This window comes from Verrucomicrobiota bacterium (genome assembly GCA_016871495.1).
Lineage (GTDB): Bacteria > Verrucomicrobiota > Verrucomicrobiia > Limisphaerales > VHDF01 > VHDF01.
Genome location: VHDF01000010.1, coordinates 1 through 14835, shown reverse-complemented (window position 1 = coordinate 14835; position 14835 = coordinate 1). Strand labels below are relative to the sequence as shown.

Here is a 14835-nt window from a genome sequence, read left to right as displayed (position 1 = left end):
CGATCCCCGCGCTTCGGATGCTGTCCTCTTGGGCTCAAAATCCAACCGCAGTGCGAGTGGCGCCGTTCGCGCTCTATCTCGCCCTCACTTTCTTGCAAGGCAAGCTGGGCGAAGCCTCACTCTATTGGGGCTACGCGCTCAAAACCGTGCTGGCCGGCGCTCTCGTTCTCGCCTGGCGCAAACATGTCCCCGAAATGAGATGGGCCTTCAGCCTGCCCGCCGCGTTCATCGGCCTTCTCGTGCTGGTGATTTGGGTCGGACTCGACCCCTACTATCCCGCCATCGGTCGCAGCGGACCGGGCTGGAATCCTCACCGTTTCTTCGGACAAGACAGCCCCTGGGCTTGGTTCTTCATCGTGCTGCGTATTTTGGGTTCAGGACTGATCGTTCCCATGCTGGAGGAGGTTTTTTACCGGTCGTTCATGACACGCTATTGGTCCAGCGCCGATTTCACCTCGGTTCCGCTGAGCCAGCGGGATTATCGGGGCGCGGCTATTACCGCCGTCGCCTTCGGCTTCGCCCATTCAGAATGGCTCGCCGGCATTCTCTGTGGCGTCTGCTATCAGTGGCTGGTGTGGCGCCGGGGCCAACTGGGTGAAGCCATGACGGCGCACGCGATCACCAACATCCTGTTGGGAATCTGGATCGCCTGGCAGGGAGCTTGGATCTTCTGGTGAACGGCGTTCCGCCTTGTGTGGTGTTCGAGGACGAGCACCTGCTCGTGGTCCACAAGCCTCCAGGCTTGAACACCCATAAACCCGATCCCTTCGCAGGCGACGGACTCTACGATTGGCTGCGCGATCGCGAACCACGCTGGGCTGGTCTGTCCATTCTCCACCGCCTCGACAAAGAAACCTCCGGCCTGATCGTGTTTGGAAAAACAAGGGTCGCCAACGTTTCCCTCAGCGCGCAGTTCGAGAGCCGCGCCATCAAGAAAACCTACCATGGCCTCACCCGCCAAAAACCGAGGTCGCCTCAATTCTCCGTCCGCACCCGCCTCACCCGCGATGGAGCGCGCTACCGCTCCGCCGAAACCGGAAACCTCGCCGTCACCCACTTTTCCTTGTCCGGCCCTCACGCGCTCGGCTGGCTGGTCGAAGTCCGCCCCGAAACCGGACGCACTCATCAAATTCGCGCGCACGCCGCCGAACACGCCATCCCCTTGCTCGGCGACAAGCTCTACGGAGGCGCTCCATTCCCCCGGCTCTGCCTGCACGCCACGCGGCTCGAATTTCTTCATCCCGTTTCCGGAGAACATCTTCAATTCGACGCGAAAGCGGACTTCGAATCCCCGGGATGGAGCCTGCTCCGGCAAGCGATCCTCGACCCCCGCGAAACCGATGCGTTCCGGCTTCTCCACGGCGAGCCAATCCGCCACGACTCACCGCTGCCACCAGCACCCACCAACCCCGACATCGAGCGATACGGCCACTGGCTGCTCGCCCTCGGTGAACAAGATCCCGGCGAGCACGAGTTGAACGCCCTCCAGCAGATCCAAACCCAAACGGCCACCCGTGGTGTTTACTTCAAGAAGTTGGACCGGAAATTACGAACCTCCCGGCCTGAGGCTCATTCAACACGCTTGGTATTGGGCGAACCCGCGGACGCGCCGGTCATCCGCGAGAATGGTTTGAGCTTCTCGGTTTCCTTCCAGGAAGGGTACTCTGTCGGACTGTTCCTCGATCAAAGGGACAACCGCCGCCGTCTGGCCCGGAACTGGATCGCCGCCGATTTTCCAGTCTGGCATTCGGAACATCGGGAACCGCAGGTGCTCAACACGTTCGCTTACACCTGCGCCTTTTCGGTCGCCGCCGCCTCCGCAGGAGCCGTCACCACCAGCCTCGATCTCTCGAAGAAATATCTCGATTGGGGACGGAAGAATTTCGAACTCAACCGCCTTGATTCCGCCCGGCACGACTTCGTCTTTGGCGACACCTTCGACTGGCTGCGCCGGTGGACTCGAAAACAAAGGAAATTTCACGTGATCCTGCTCGACCCGCCCACGTTCTCGCAATCCCGCCAAAGTGGCGTCTTCCGGGTCGCCAGCGACTTCCACCGGCTCGTTGACTCCGCACTTCCCTTGCTGGCACCAGGCGGTGTGATGCTGGCCAGCACGAATTCGGCTTCCTTGCGGCCCGATGAATTCCTGGCCCAAATACGCGCCCCCATCGAACGCGCCCGCCGCAAGATCCTCCGCTCGCACTACGTTCCGCAGCCGATCGATTTTCCGATTTCTCAAAGCCGTCCCGCCTATCTCAAAACCTGCTGGCTTCAGATTGAAGGCTAACCCGCATCATTCACACTCGACTGGGTTGGGAAACGCTCACCATCGAGCATTCCGCCATGCGGGTTAGATCAAACCGCGCCCCTGTTCAACGAACTTATGCATTTCCCGTTCGACACACTATTGAACCTCCCGACTAACTTGATGGTGAAGTGACTCACCATTCCGCACCCCGGCCCGGCGGAGTTCTTTGGCTTAAAACGGCAATCCAGCAGCCTCGAGCTACGCAAAAGCTTGACTGAAAAAAGCCTGCCAAAAGGAGGCGTTTCGTGCGACAGGGCGCGGTTTCCCTGGCCCGGAAATTCCCGGTCGCGGAAAAAGCACGAAATCTCCGGGCTGAACGGCTGTTTGGAAATTGAGCACTCACTTCGCTTTCACATCGAAGCAGGCGAGGCGGTCATGATAGCGAAGATACAATCGTCCATCCAACAACACCGGATGCGCCCAGGCGTCCATCGCGGAAGCTTCCGCGAAGCGAAATCGCCCCCGAATTTCAAAACCCGATTTTCCGGATTCCAGAAGCAAAACCCATCCGTCCTCGCTGTAAGCGTAGACGCGCCCGTCCGCCGCCAGCGCCGACCCTTTCACGCGATCCGCCATGTCATAGAGCACCTCGCCCGACTTCGCATCCAAGGCGACCCAACCTTTGCGGGAGGAATAATGCGCGCCGATGATCTTTCCATCCCACACCACAACCCCGCCCTGGCAGGTATCCAACCGGGTCTGCCAGCCCTCTTCGGCTCTTGATTTCCCGCCCTCCACGCTCAATTTGAACCAATGCCCGCCTTTGCCGTGCGGCGCCGTCGTGAAAATTCCATTTCCCACCACGACCGGAGGCATCGCCAACACAGAGTAGGTGGTCGGCCGCTTCTCCATCCATTGCAGCGCGCCCGTCCGCGCATCCACACAGAAAAGATTCTTCAACGAAGATCCCACGAGCCAGCGCTTCCCCCCTTGCTCCACCAAAATGGGCGAAACATAACTCGCACTCTCCCACTTCCCCCCGGCCGCCGCGTCCTGATATCCGGGGGTTCTCCATAACACACTGCCGTCCTGCGTGGACAACGCCGCGACCAGCGCCTTCTTTCCTCCTGCCGTCACATAGACACCGTGCTCATCCACCGCCAAACACTCGCTGAGCCCCCAGGTGATGTTCTCGCCTTCGAATTTCTGCAACACATCGATGGACCAGTGCTCCCGTCCGTTCGCCGGATCCAAACAGACCAGCCGCCCGTGGGCGTTCATGTGGAAAAGGCGACCACCGAAAAAGGTCACGGTCGAACGAGCCCCGGGATAGGGATCCTTCCAGGCCGCGCCGTTCGTCACGCTCCAGATCGAACGACCGGAAAGGTCCAACGCCGAGATCTTTAGATGATCCCCCACGTCTCCGGTCACGAAAACTCGTGATCCCACGAGAATGGGAGAAGAGTATCCGCGGCCCAATCCCTGGACTTCCCAAATCCGTTTCGGTCCGCCTTCCGGCCAGGACTGCAAAAGTCCTGTTTCCCGGCTGACGCCGTCCCGCGACGGCCCCCGGAATTGAGGCCAGCCGGCTTCCGGAGAAGATACCCAGCGGAGTTGGCCGTCGGCTGCCTGGACGGACCAGGCCATCATCGCCATGGTCCACACGCCGGCGACGAACGTTCGAATGTGAAGGAGGTTCATGCTCATGACATCTCGATGATTTCTGGGACGTGATGAATCATTGGCCTCAATTTCAGAAAGATGCAAAGAGGACTCGAGGCCGGGGCTGCGGACGGCGTGCGAGAGAGAACTTCGATTCGAGGCAAAAAATGGAGAATTCCCCTCTATCCTGAAGTTCCAGACAGCCGGTCGATATTCCTGATTCTCATCGAGCCGACCGAAAGCCCGTTTTCATCCGTGTGATTCGTCTGATTCGTGGGCGGATGACTCCCGCACCCGTGGATTTGGGGAGAATTCTAGGGATTCGGCGATTTCACCGGCTCCTTGGGCTTGGGCGCGCTCGATTCCACGACCGCTTTCAGATTCGCCAACCCCTTCTCGAAATCCTTGCCCACCATCTTGTCCATGTTCATGAAAAGGTGGAACGCCTTCATGAAGAAACTGTTCTCGCCGCTCATGGCCCACCGCACAGTCGTCCGTCCTCCTTCCTCTCGAAAGCTGGACTCCGTCAGGTTCACGGTCGCAAAGGGCTTGATGAACTCCAGCCTGATCTTGACGCGCTCGGATGTCTGGCTCTCGAGCAACGTCATGCGCCCCTCCCCCACTTCTTGATTGCCCGTCCAATGATAAACCGCCCCGGGCCCCGAGCTCGCGCCGGAAAACTCAACCTTCATCGAGGGATCCAGTTTGGCCCAGGGCGACCATGACTCCCACTTGCGAAAGTCGTCGACGTGTTCAAAGACTCTCGACGGCGGCGCCGCCATCGTCGCCGAGCGTTCAATGCTGAACTGGGCGGGCCGCGAAGACACCGCCACGACGAAAACCACCACCAACACCAGCACCACGCCGAGGATTTTCTTGCGCATGGGATCCTGCTATTTCTTCGCCACCACCGCTTGGGTCTGCAAGGCTTCAATCAGACGGCCTATCACTTGCTCGACGGTCGCACCCTCGGCTTCCGCCCGGTAGTTCAGCAGGATGCGGTGGCGCAATACCGCCGGAGCCAAACTCTGAATATCCCCCACCGTGACGTGCGAACGGCCCTGGAGCAAGGCGCGCGCCTTGCCTCCCAAGACGAGGAACTGCGCGGCGCGAAGGCCCGCCCCCCAACTGATCCAATCGTTCACCCAGGCGGCGGAACCCGCGCGGCGGGGTCGCGAAGAGGCCGCCAGCTTCACCGCATAGCGGATGATGTCTTCCGCGACCGGCACCCGGCGCACGACCTCGTGAAAACGAAGCACGTCCTCGCCGTGAAACAACGGCTCGATCACTGCCGATTCGTGGGTCGTCGTGCGCGCCACCACCTTCACCTCGTCGTCCTCGCCCAGGTAATCGATGACCACGTTGAACATGAAACGGTCGAGCTGCGCCTCGGGGAGCGGATACGTTCCCTCCATCTCGAGGGGATTTTGAGTAGCCAGCACGAAAAACGGCTCGGGCAACACGTGCCGCACACCCGCCGCGCTCACCTGATGCTCCTGCATCGCTTCCAGCAACGCGGCCTGCGTCTTGGGCGGCGTGCGGTTGATTTCGTCCGCCAAAAGCATGTTGGCGAAAACCGGTCCCTGCAGAAAGGTCATCCTCCGTCCCTGGTCACTCTCCTGCAAAATCTCCGTGCCCGTGATGTCCGCCGGCATCAAATCAGGCGTGAATTGGATGCGCTGGAACTTCAGATGAAAAATGCGCGCGATCGATTTCACCAAGAGGGTCTTTGCCAGCCCCGGGGCGCCGGTAATCAAACAATGCCCCCCCGAAAACAAGGCGATCAGGATCTGCTCCACCACCTCGTCCTGGCCCACGATCACTTGGGCCAGTAACTCCCGGATCGAAGCCCTGGCCTGAACCAGCTTCTCCACCATTTCCTTCTCGAACTCGCGATTGTGTTGGGGCGATTCCGCCCATGGTTTAATCATAATGGATTCTGTTGCCAATTTCAGTGCGTCATGGCGTAAAAGACCACGTTGATCCCCAAAGGATACGCCCTTTTTTCCGAAAAGGTGCGGAAGTAATACTCGTTCTCGCCCTCCCTTTCCCATCCGTCGCCGTTGTCCGTGTTGTGACAAATGACCACCATCAAGCGCCCCCGGTCGTCGTAAATCCCGCGAATGCTCAAATCTCTTCCGTCGCGCTCCCACGTCACGCCCGTCCTTTGGCTGCGGATGCCGGTGTAGACGTTGGGCACTTGCAAGGCCTGCTTGTCCTGCCCCAAATCAAAAACACAGTGGAAAATCGGATGATCCATCGACAGTTCCTCCGGCTCGCGGTCGGGAAACACACGTTTGATCTCGGCGTAAAAGTTCTCCCACTCGCGCTCGCCCCAGAAATCATCCACCATCAAAAACCCGCCGTTGAGCAGGAAGGTTCGAAGCGCCTTGACCTCGTCCTCCGAGAATTGCAGCCCGCCCGGCTCCACAATGTAAATGAAGGGATGATCCCAAAGTTCGGAATCCGTCAACTTGAAGATCCGCCCCTCGGGATCGACCCGCAAGGAGGTCATTTGCTGGAGTCGATACGACAAATTCAAGTCGCTGTCGGGAGCGTCAATGGCCCACCGGGGCGATCCGTAGTAGTAACCGCCTCCAAACGGACTCGAGTACTCGATGCGCGCGAAGGTGAACACATCCCGGCGGAACTCCGGCGGAACGGTCCACTCCGGAAAGGCCACGCTGTGGCGCTCCATCTCACGGGCGGTTCGCGGCGCGGCCGCCAGACTCCCCGCCACGAGCAAGGCGACCGTCCAACTCCGTCGAAACCAGTGGGTGTTCATGGCTCGCGCCGGACTGCCGCCGGACGGGCGGACGCCATCTCCAACAACAGCTTTTGCGCTTCCCGATAGCGGGGAGCCTCCTCCAGCGCCAGCAGCACGTGGCGGCGCGCCCCGGCGTCCCGCTGCCGCCACAACAACGTCGCCAGCTTGAAATGCACGTCCGCCAGATCCGGCGGATCCAGCTTCAAGACGGACCGCCAAGCCATCACCGCCTCGCCCCAGCGCGAAAGCCGCTCCGCGGACTCGCCCAGGGCTCGATAGGCGGGCATCGAAGCCGGACTCACCTCCAGCCATCGAAGCGCGTTGGTGCGCACGGCCGAGTCGTCCTTCGCATCCATCGCCAACTCGATCAGCCGGGCATACGCCTCGGTGGCGTCCGCGTCGATCCCTGCCAAACGCTCGAGCGCATCGCGCTCGGCGGCGGCCTCTTTCAACTTCCGATGCACACGGGCCAGGAGGACCAGAGCCGAATCCGCTGCGGCATGGTTGGGATGAAGTTCGGCCAGCCGGCGCAGGGGCGCCTTGGCCTCCTCCCACTTCTCTTCTTCCAGCAACCGTTGGACAAACGCCCTTTGCACCACCGCGTTGGTGGGGAATTCCCAGGCCACTTTCGCGTCGGGTTCGCTCAACCCCAGGACCGCCGGCTTGCGAAAATCCAATCCCGGCGCCAGCGCTTCGGCGCGCGCCCGCGCGAACGCCGCGAACGCTTTCTCGATCTCCGCCATCGGCGCCGTTCGTTTTTGAATCGCGTCGTTGATCCAGACGCCCTCGCCCAAATCCACAAGAATCTCGCGGAGCTTCGAGTAGCCGTATTTCTCCACCAGGAAATCGACCACCAACGAGGATTGGTAATAGGCAAACTGCATGTCCTCGCTGGTGCGCGCAGTCAGGAACGCGCCGCTCATTTCCGCCACCGGCTTGGCCTTGCCTTCCAGGATTCGCTCCCGGAAGCGTTCGGTCATTTGCTGGCCCCATCCGCGATGGCGCAGGCGTTCCTCATGCACCGAGATCCCCTCGCTGAGCCAGCGCGGCATGCGGTTGCGGGTCAATTGCAGGGTCAGGACGTGGCAAAATTCGTGATAGAGCACCGCATGCCAGTTCGCCACGCCGGTCTTCTGCGTCGCCGGGCTGTTGGCGGTGATCACCGGGCCGAAACACACGCCCAAAAAGCCCGGGTTCTCCGGCATGCCAAACGTGCGGACCCCAAAGTCTTTTTGGTTGGGAAAAATCTCCACGATGACCGGTCTCGGCGGCGTCACTTGATATTTTGCGCAAAGATTGGTGCGGGCCATTTCGAGCACTTCCAACACCTTGTCGCCGTACAATTCGCTCTCCTTGGCTTCCATGCGCACGATGAAATGCTCGTTCGTCAAGGTTCGGAACTTTCGCATGACATCCTTGAGATTCATGAGATTGAACGCGGTCACATCGTAACCGTCCTTCTCGTGAACCTCGTCCGCCAGTCCCCACCCCTCGGTCTCTTCGCCCAACCGCAACAGGTCCTGCGCCAATTGAACTTTGGCCGGCAGAAAATCGGGCGCCAGAGCCAGCGCGCGCTTCTGCCGCTCCGCGCCCTCGGTAAATCGATACTTCTGCGAAAGCTTGCGCCCGATCAGATGATCCACCGCCGGATTGCTCGAACCGAATCGCAAGGCCGCCTCGCGGTCGGCCTTTTCCCCGTCCAGGTCGTGGCGCAAATGCCTGATGACGGCGCGCAAGGCAAGCGCTTCCGCGTCGTGGGGATTGACTTTGAGCGCCTTGGCGATTTGTTCTTCCGCCTGCTCGTATTGCTCGGCGTCGATGGCGGACTCCGCGAGCAAAAGCATGCTTCCCACATGCCGCGGATTGATCTCGAGCGCCTTGCCCGCCATCTCCACCATCGCGGAACGCTGGTTGGGCGCGTAGGCCCGGGCCAGCCCGAGCAGCAAATCCGGATCCTTCTCGAATTTCTTCAGGGCCGCCTCGTAAGTCTTCGCCGCCAATTGGAAATCACCCTTCGCGAGCGCCAATTCGCCCGCCGCCATCCACGGATCCCGGGAATCCGCCTCCAGCGTCTTGGCTCGTTCATAGAGGTTGTCCAAAACCGCCTTGGGATCCGCCCCCGTCAGCAGGGCCGCGCGCCCCAGCGCCACGACACTCGCAGCATCCCGCACGGAAAACCGCTGCGTCCCCAGGCGGACGAGGTCTTCCATCATTTCCTGCGCGCGTTCCGCGTCGTTGTTCTTGAGGAACACTTCCCTCGCCGCCCAGCGCAGCCTCAAACTCGAACCGAACCGGCGCAGCGCATTGGTGGCGATGTGGTAGCTCTCGGGATAACGCCCTTCGGCCAGGAGCGCCTCGAATTGCAAAAGCCGCCACTCCTCGTGGCGCTCATTCTTGGAAAGCACCTCCCCCGCCGCCTCGGCCGCTTTTCGATAATCTCCCGCCCGGATCCATTCCCTACCCTCCGAAACTTCCACCGCAGCCGCGCGGCCACCCCATCCTGCCGTCAGCATCAACCCCAACGACAGCAGCGACGCGCAACCGAACAGCCGGAACACCCCTCGGAAATGACCGCGCTTCGCCCAAAGCGGGATGGAGGCCGCGCGGAAGTCGCTCATAAGCTGGGCCAAATCCAATCAGAAACAGGAGCGGAAGCAATGATCGAGTGGCGTTTTCGCGGTGAAGCCGTGCATCCGCAAGCCGTCGGGGCGCGCCGTTCACGGCGCTTCAAGGCGTGTCTTCAAAGGGGCATGGAAGGTTCAACGGGCAAGGGTGCTGCGAGGGCGAAGGCATTCACCCCGGGCGGGCCATGGAGCGGGAGGAAATCGCCGCGGCTGGTCGTCACGAGCGGAAGCGGCGTGAACGCCGCGCCCCGGCGCTGCTGCGCGCATCACCGACAACGAGTGGATGTGCTGGTCGCGAATGGACGATCTCCAAGCCAGCACGACGCGCTCCGGAAAGCACCGTTGTGAAGCATGGTGTCGAGGTTGGTGGGGTTGATCAAAGCCAGCTCGAGTGGCCGACTGCACGACGGCCACTTCGGCGGCGAGACGCCATTCCGATTCTACGCTCACGGCCGCCGCTTCGGCTCCATGACCTCTTGCAATCCCTGGCCGAGCAGATTGAACCCCAGCACCGCAAGCACGATGGCCAGTCCAGGAACGATGACGAGATGGGGGGCGGAGATGAAATAGGGCTGGCCGTCATTGATCATCGAGCCCCACGTCGGAGCGGGTGGCGGCACGCCAATGCCCAGATATCCCAAGCCCGCCTCCAAGAGGATCGTGCTCGCGGTCATCATCACCGCCAAAACCACCACCGTGGGCATGATGTTGGGAAGAATATGGCGGAAGATCAGCCGGAGATCGGTGGCTCCCAGAGCGCGCGAAGCAGTGACAAACTCCCGCTCCTTGAACTCCAAGACCCGGGCGCGCACCACCCGCACCATGCCGGGCCAGCAGACGAAACCAATGATCAAAAACAAACTGACCATGCCCCGCTTCAACTCCAAATCCAGAAAATGCCAATCCCATCCCGGGGGATGCAAATGCAGCACGCGTCCATCCATCACCCCCGCAAAGGCCACCGCCAAAAGGATGCCGGGAATGGTCATGTTCATCTCCGTGAACCGCATCAAGATCAGGTCCAGCTTGCCGCCATAGAACCCCGCCAAAATGCCCACCGCCACGCCGATCAACGTCGCGGTCAGCATTCCCGCCACTCCCACGGTCAAAGAAACCCGGGTCCCGTGAATCACCCGGCTGGCCACATCCCGGCCCAGGTTATCCGTTCCCGCCCAATTCGCGCGTCCTGGCGGCAACGGCATGCCATCGTCATCCAGCCCGGACGAAGTTTGCTGAATCGGATTCGCCAAGAACCCCGCCTTCACCCCCAAAGGCGCGACCAGGGCCGCCAAGACCATCCCCAGCAGGATCAAGCCTCCAGCCAACACAAGCCGGTTGCGAATCAATGCGGACCAACCCCTTCCAGGAAGGGTCGCTTCGCCCGAAGTCGGAGTCTCGTTCATCGAGGATTCACTCCCGGCTCACGCGATCACGCGACATCCAGGGCAACCACTTTCCGGCTTCTAAATTCATATCAAACCATGCTGCCAAAGGGACCCTGGCCTGCCCACTCTCAATTCCGCAGCCATACTTTCTCGAATCTCCACAACCAGACCGGATGCCACGGAGAGCCCCGCACCCTGGGGTTTTTCAAAATCGCATACTGCTCTTCCATCAAAGGAACCCACGGCGCATCGAGCATCATCAACCGCTCGGCTTGCTGGTAAAGCGACTGACGTTCCCCGCCTTCAAGCGTCGCTTCGGCCTTAAGCAACAAATCGTCCACCTGGCGATTGCCATAAAACGACAGGTTGTTGCAATCGCGGTCCGTGATCCGCTTCCCGCTCAACAGCACATCGAGAAAGTTGCTCGGGTCCGGATAGTCCTGCACCCAGCCCCACACTCCGGACGCCACTTCCCGCCGGGTCCGAGCCTTGACCTCGAAAGCGGGCTGGCTCAGAGGCTTCAACGCCACCTTGATGCCCACCTGGGCCAGGTCACCTTGGATCGATTGCGCCGCCTTCACATCGGGGACCCGCGTTTGAATATAGTAGATCTCCGTTTCAAATCCGTCCGCGTATCCCGCTTCTTCCAAAAGTCTCTTCGCCGCGGCCCGATCGAGAGGATAACTCGGCAGGGTTGAATTCGTCCAAGGCATCGACGAGGGAACAATCCCCGTGGCCACCATGCCAAATCCAGCCGCCAATTTCACCAACCGCTCACGGTCAATGGCATAATTCATGGCGCGGCGCACCCGCGGGTCCTGAAAGGGCTTCAGCTCGGTGTTGAGAAAAAAATACTGAATGCTCACCGAGCGAACCCTCTCAACCAGGTGCCGTCGCGCCGGATCGCGAAGAAAACTAACGCCGCACACCGCGCCTCCATTCGCCCAATCGCGGTCTCCCCGCTCCACCATCATTGCCGCCAATGCCTGATCGCCTCCAATCATGAGATCGAACGCGTCCACATACCCGTCGCTCCCGAAATAATGCGCGTTGCGCTCCAATCTCCAACCGACGCCCCGCTTCCACGCCGTGACCCGATAAGGACCAGACCCCGCCATGTGATATTGGAAATCCGCACCATGCTTGCGCACCAATTCGCGCGGCAACGCGGAGGCAAAGGACATGGCCATGACGTATCGAAACGTATACGACGGTTTCTCCAGCGTGATGCGCAGGGTAAACCGGTCCGCGGCCTCCAATCCTCGAACCCGTGTCGCGCGGCCTTCGGCGAAATCACGCGCTCCTTCGATCTCCAGGTAATAGGTTTGCCCCGGAGATCCCGTCTTGGGATCCAAGATCCGCTCCAGGGCAAAAACGTAATCCTCCGCCTCAACCACCCGCCCGTGGCTGAATCGCGCGTCCGGATGCAACTCGAAAGAATAGGTCCTGCCATCGGACGTCACCGACCACTTCCGCGCTTGATCAGGAACGATCCGCGCCTGGCTGTCATAATCAAGCAACCCTCGAAAAAGAAGCTTCGTGAGGACGACGCTGTCCGTATCAAACGCAATCGCCGGATCGAGCGACCGCCAGTCGGTCGGATACCATAACCGCAAGGTGCCACCCCTGACCGCCAACTCGGACGCAACCGGAACCAACGCGGCGCCGGACGCCAGCCATGCCGCGAGCAAGAGGAACCCGAATCGTGGCGGATGTCCCAATCGGAAGTTAGAACCGCAGTTGTTCCAGGTAACGCAAGGATTGAGGGATTTGGTCCACCACGGTCGGAGATTCATCCTCGATGAAGTAATGCTTCACGCCGGACTTCTTGGCCGCTTTCAGGATCGCCGCCCAATCCATTTGGCCCGTGCCGATGGGCACATCATTCGTCACGTCGGCTTTGCCCGAGAAATCGCCCGTCTTCATCCCCTTCTTCATATCTTTGACGTGCATGAGCTCCCAGCGCTTGGGATACTTCTGCAGCCAGTACACCGGATCGTGGCCGGGATGTTTCACCCAGAAAACATCCATTTCGAAGCGGACATACTTCGGATCCGTCTCCCGCATGAGCAGGTCCATGAACGTCTCGCCCGCGTGGGCGCGAAACTCGTATCCGTGGCAATGGTAGAAAAACTTGATGCCGTGCTTGGCCAGGACTTTGCCCGCTCGGTTGAATACTTCAATGGCTTGGCGGCATTCCTGCTCGTCGAATTCGCGTTGATGCGCGATCCAGGCACAACCCGCGTACTTCAAGCCAAGGACCTTCGCGTCCCGCGCCACGCCCTCCGCGTCGTCCCGGTACCGTTCGAATGAGAAATGACCGCTGATGGGCCGGAGACCGTGTTCCTTCAACATCTCGCGAAACTTGGCCGACGAGAGATTGTAAGTGCCTGCAAGTTCAACGTCGCGAAATCCGTATCCCTGGGTCAGCTTGAGCCCTTCATGAACATTGCGCGTGAACTGACCGCGCAAACTGTAGAGCTGCAGTCCGAGCGGACCTTTGAAATCGGGCCCCGTCCCGACCGGGCCAGCCGAAAGCTGGAGGGTGAGAGCGCACAAGGCGACGAAAACGAAACGCTTGAACCGTCGAATGGATGGTTTCACGGGGAAATTGAACCCGAGCCCGGTCCATCCGAAAAGCAGGAAAATTGGGGAGCCAGGACCGGTCTGGGGGTATAACCCGGCGTTCTCGATCTTCCACGCTGAAGCGGCGTGAACGCCGTGGTCCGTGGACCTTTCGGGTTGGATGCGGACACTTGGCGTGGCGCAGTCTTCCTGATCTACCGCGTTGCATACCCTGGTTCTGAACGTTCTCTCGTGGCTTGCGACCCGCGGCCTCAAGGGCTAGCGTGGAATCATGATTTCAGATATCCGTCAGCTCTTGAACACGCGACCGTTCGAGCCGTTCCTGATCGTTACCACCGGCGGAAATCGGTATCGGGTCGCGAGCACCGAGCATGCCGGCATCGACCCTCAACGCAGCCGGGTTCACGTCTGGTTTGACGACGGGAGCAGCGTGACGATCACCGGACTGCACATCGCCTCCATCGAAAAAGAAGCGAAACAAGAGGTCTAGCCCGGAAGATTCCAGCCTTGGCCAATCCGGGAATCGCCTCGCTCACCACATGTTCCAATAGATGCCGCCTTGCCAGGCCCAGCGATTGGACATGATCTGAATGTTCCGCCACTGCACCGAACTGTCGAGCAGGAGGACATTGCCCCCGGCTGCTCCCGCTTCTTTCGCGGTGGTTTTCCGAGTGATGGACATAAAGACGTTGCGCGAGCGCTTGATCGATCCTCCCGAACCGTGTGGCGCGATGACCCATCCGGTGCCCCCCTGCGGCTCAGCCCAAGCGTTCAGGTCGGCGGCGACGCAGAGCGTGGGGTCATCCGTCATCCGTTGCGGCGAAACCCAGGCATTGGGCTCGCCCGCCCACGGTTTCCTGTGCCCGCCGTTGTAGCTGTAACCGATCACGTAGCCGTAGGGGGCCTGGTAATACTGGAATGTGCCGGCCAAACTCGGACACGTGCTCATGTTGGTGGCGCTGTATTGCCGGATCGCGTTGTAGGTGTTGGTGCTGATCCAAATGGTGTGCGACTCCCCGTTGTCGCGATAACCCTGGGGCAGGCGGTCGTTGTTGTCCCCGGCGTACATGTGCAGGGCCAATCCCAGTTGGCGAAGTGCGTTCTGGCAGGACGTGCGCCGCGCTCGTTCCCGCGCTTTGCTCAGCGCCGGAAGCAGCATTCCCGCCAAAATCGCAATGATGGCGATGACGACCAACAATTCGATCAGGGTAAAAGCGCGAGGGAAAAGGCGCCGGTCGGCAAAGCGGCTGGGAAGATGCATACCCTCTTCTAACCCTTCCGGGGCGAGTTCACAAGCTTGGCGCGAGCGACCCTGTCCCCGGCGGTGCATCCAGGGGTTGTCGTGGTAACGCAGACAGCCCTGTCTGCTGTTTCGCAGGCTGCCCAGCCTTCAGGGCGGCGAAGGGAACCAGGCGCGTGGAGAGCATGGAAGGGCTTCGTTCTTCACCCGCCGGGCCGACGGGCCGTCGGCGATACGGCAGGCTGGGCAGCCTGCGCCACACGACAGACAATTTCGGGATGCACGGCACCCATGCCACATCCTCGAAATACTCAGGGACAGGA

General features: G+C 60.6%; 12 protein-coding genes. 3 read left to right on the top strand and 9 right to left on the bottom strand.

The genetic code is table 11. The features are described 5' to 3' along the window. The first annotated feature begins 17 nt into the window (after window positions 1-17). Both FJ404_03685 and FJ404_03680 read left to right on the top strand, forming a co-directional pair. On the top strand, window positions 18-677 hold the full coding sequence (locus tag FJ404_03685) for a CAAX prenyl protease-related protein (protein ID MBM3821986.1): 660 nt from the start codon (window positions 18-20) through the stop codon (window positions 675-677). Further along, window positions 662-2287, top strand: a complete 1626-nt coding sequence (locus FJ404_03680) for a hypothetical protein (protein ID MBM3821985.1) — start codon at window positions 662-664, stop codon at window positions 2285-2287. Before FJ404_03685 ends, FJ404_03680 begins: the two co-directional genes overlap by 16 nt. A 360-nt stretch (window positions 2288-2647) precedes the next feature. Here FJ404_03680 and FJ404_03675 read toward each other — a convergent pair whose 3' ends face one another. From FJ404_03675 to FJ404_03640, 8 genes are all read right to left on the bottom strand, one after another. Next, a complete protein-coding gene (locus FJ404_03675; GenBank protein MBM3821984.1) occupies window positions 2648-3955 on the bottom strand; it encodes a PQQ-like beta-propeller repeat protein in 1308 nt (435 codons plus the stop codon). A 269-nt stretch (window positions 3956-4224) separates the two neighbouring features. Then, window positions 4225-4794, bottom strand: coding sequence for an SRPBCC family protein (locus tag FJ404_03670; GenBank protein MBM3821983.1), 570 nt, complete (start codon window positions 4792-4794; stop codon window positions 4225-4227). A 9-nt stretch (window positions 4795-4803) separates the two neighbouring features. Continuing rightward, window positions 4804-5841: an AAA family ATPase gene (locus tag FJ404_03665; protein ID MBM3821982.1), complete on the bottom strand. Its 1038-nt coding sequence runs from the start codon at window positions 5839-5841 to the stop codon at window positions 4804-4806. Between the two features lie 20 nt (window positions 5842-5861). Beyond that, window positions 5862-6695 carry a DUF4159 domain-containing protein gene (locus FJ404_03660; GenBank protein ID MBM3821981.1) on the bottom strand — a complete coding sequence of 278 codons (834 nt, stop codon included), beginning with the start codon at window positions 6693-6695 and terminating at the stop codon, window positions 5862-5864. Further along, complete coding sequence (locus tag FJ404_03655) at window positions 6692-9295, bottom strand: tetratricopeptide repeat protein (GenBank protein ID MBM3821980.1); 2604 nt, start codon at window positions 9293-9295, stop codon at window positions 6692-6694. Before FJ404_03655 ends, FJ404_03660 begins: the two co-directional genes overlap by 4 nt. Before the next feature lie 452 nt (window positions 9296-9747). Then, complete coding sequence (locus FJ404_03650; protein MBM3821979.1) at window positions 9748-10704, bottom strand: ABC transporter permease; 957 nt, start codon at window positions 10702-10704, stop codon at window positions 9748-9750. A 110-nt stretch (window positions 10705-10814) separates the two neighbouring features. After that, window positions 10815-12482: an ABC transporter substrate-binding protein gene (locus tag FJ404_03645; GenBank protein ID MBM3821978.1), complete on the bottom strand. Its 1668-nt coding sequence runs from the start codon at window positions 12480-12482 to the stop codon at window positions 10815-10817. Then, window positions 12415-13527 carry a sugar phosphate isomerase/epimerase gene (locus FJ404_03640; protein ID MBM3821977.1) on the bottom strand — a complete coding sequence of 371 codons (1113 nt, stop codon included), beginning with the start codon at window positions 13525-13527 and terminating at the stop codon, window positions 12415-12417. The genes FJ404_03645 and FJ404_03640 overlap by 68 nt, the downstream gene beginning before the upstream one ends. A 16-nt stretch (window positions 13528-13543) precedes the next feature. Between FJ404_03640 and FJ404_03635 the strand changes: the two genes are divergently transcribed. Next, window positions 13544-13762 carry a hypothetical protein gene (locus FJ404_03635; protein ID MBM3821976.1) on the top strand — a complete coding sequence of 73 codons (219 nt, stop codon included), beginning with the start codon at window positions 13544-13546 and terminating at the stop codon, window positions 13760-13762. Between the two features lie 42 nt (window positions 13763-13804). Here the strand turns inward: FJ404_03635 and FJ404_03630 are convergent, their stop codons facing one another. Beyond that, the gene (locus FJ404_03630) at window positions 13805-14533 is read right to left on the bottom strand and encodes a type II secretion system protein (GenBank protein MBM3821975.1); all 729 of its coding nucleotides are present in this window, start codon (window positions 14531-14533) and stop codon (window positions 13805-13807) included. Window positions 14534-14835 lie beyond the last annotated feature (302 nt).

Coding starts and splice junctions, on each gene's coding strand:
- FJ404_03645 (MBM3821978.1), bottom strand. CDS start 12,482: ATGAATCTCCGACCGTGGTGGACCAAATCCCTCAATCCTTGCGTTACC.
- FJ404_03670 (MBM3821983.1), bottom strand. CDS start 4,794: ATGCGCAAGAAAATCCTCGGCGTGGTGCTGGTGTTGGTGGTGGTTTTC.
- FJ404_03655 (MBM3821980.1), bottom strand. CDS start 9,295: ATGAGCGACTTCCGCGCGGCCTCCATCCCGCTTTGGGCGAAGCGCGGT.
- FJ404_03635 (MBM3821976.1), top strand. CDS start 13,544: ATGATTTCAGATATCCGTCAGCTCTTGAACACGCGACCGTTCGAGCCG.
- FJ404_03675 (MBM3821984.1), bottom strand. CDS start 3,955: ATGAGCATGAACCTCCTTCACATTCGAACGTTCGTCGCCGGCGTGTGG.
- FJ404_03685 (MBM3821986.1), top strand. CDS start 18: ATGCTGTCCTCTTGGGCTCAAAATCCAACCGCAGTGCGAGTGGCGCCG.
- FJ404_03665 (MBM3821982.1), bottom strand. CDS start 5,841: ATGATTAAACCATGGGCGGAATCGCCCCAACACAATCGCGAGTTCGAG.
- FJ404_03660 (MBM3821981.1), bottom strand. CDS start 6,695: ATGAACACCCACTGGTTTCGACGGAGTTGGACGGTCGCCTTGCTCGTG.
- FJ404_03630 (MBM3821975.1), bottom strand. CDS start 14,533: ATGCATCTTCCCAGCCGCTTTGCCGACCGGCGCCTTTTCCCTCGCGCT.
- FJ404_03650 (MBM3821979.1), bottom strand. CDS start 10,704: ATGAACGAGACTCCGACTTCGGGCGAAGCGACCCTTCCTGGAAGGGGT.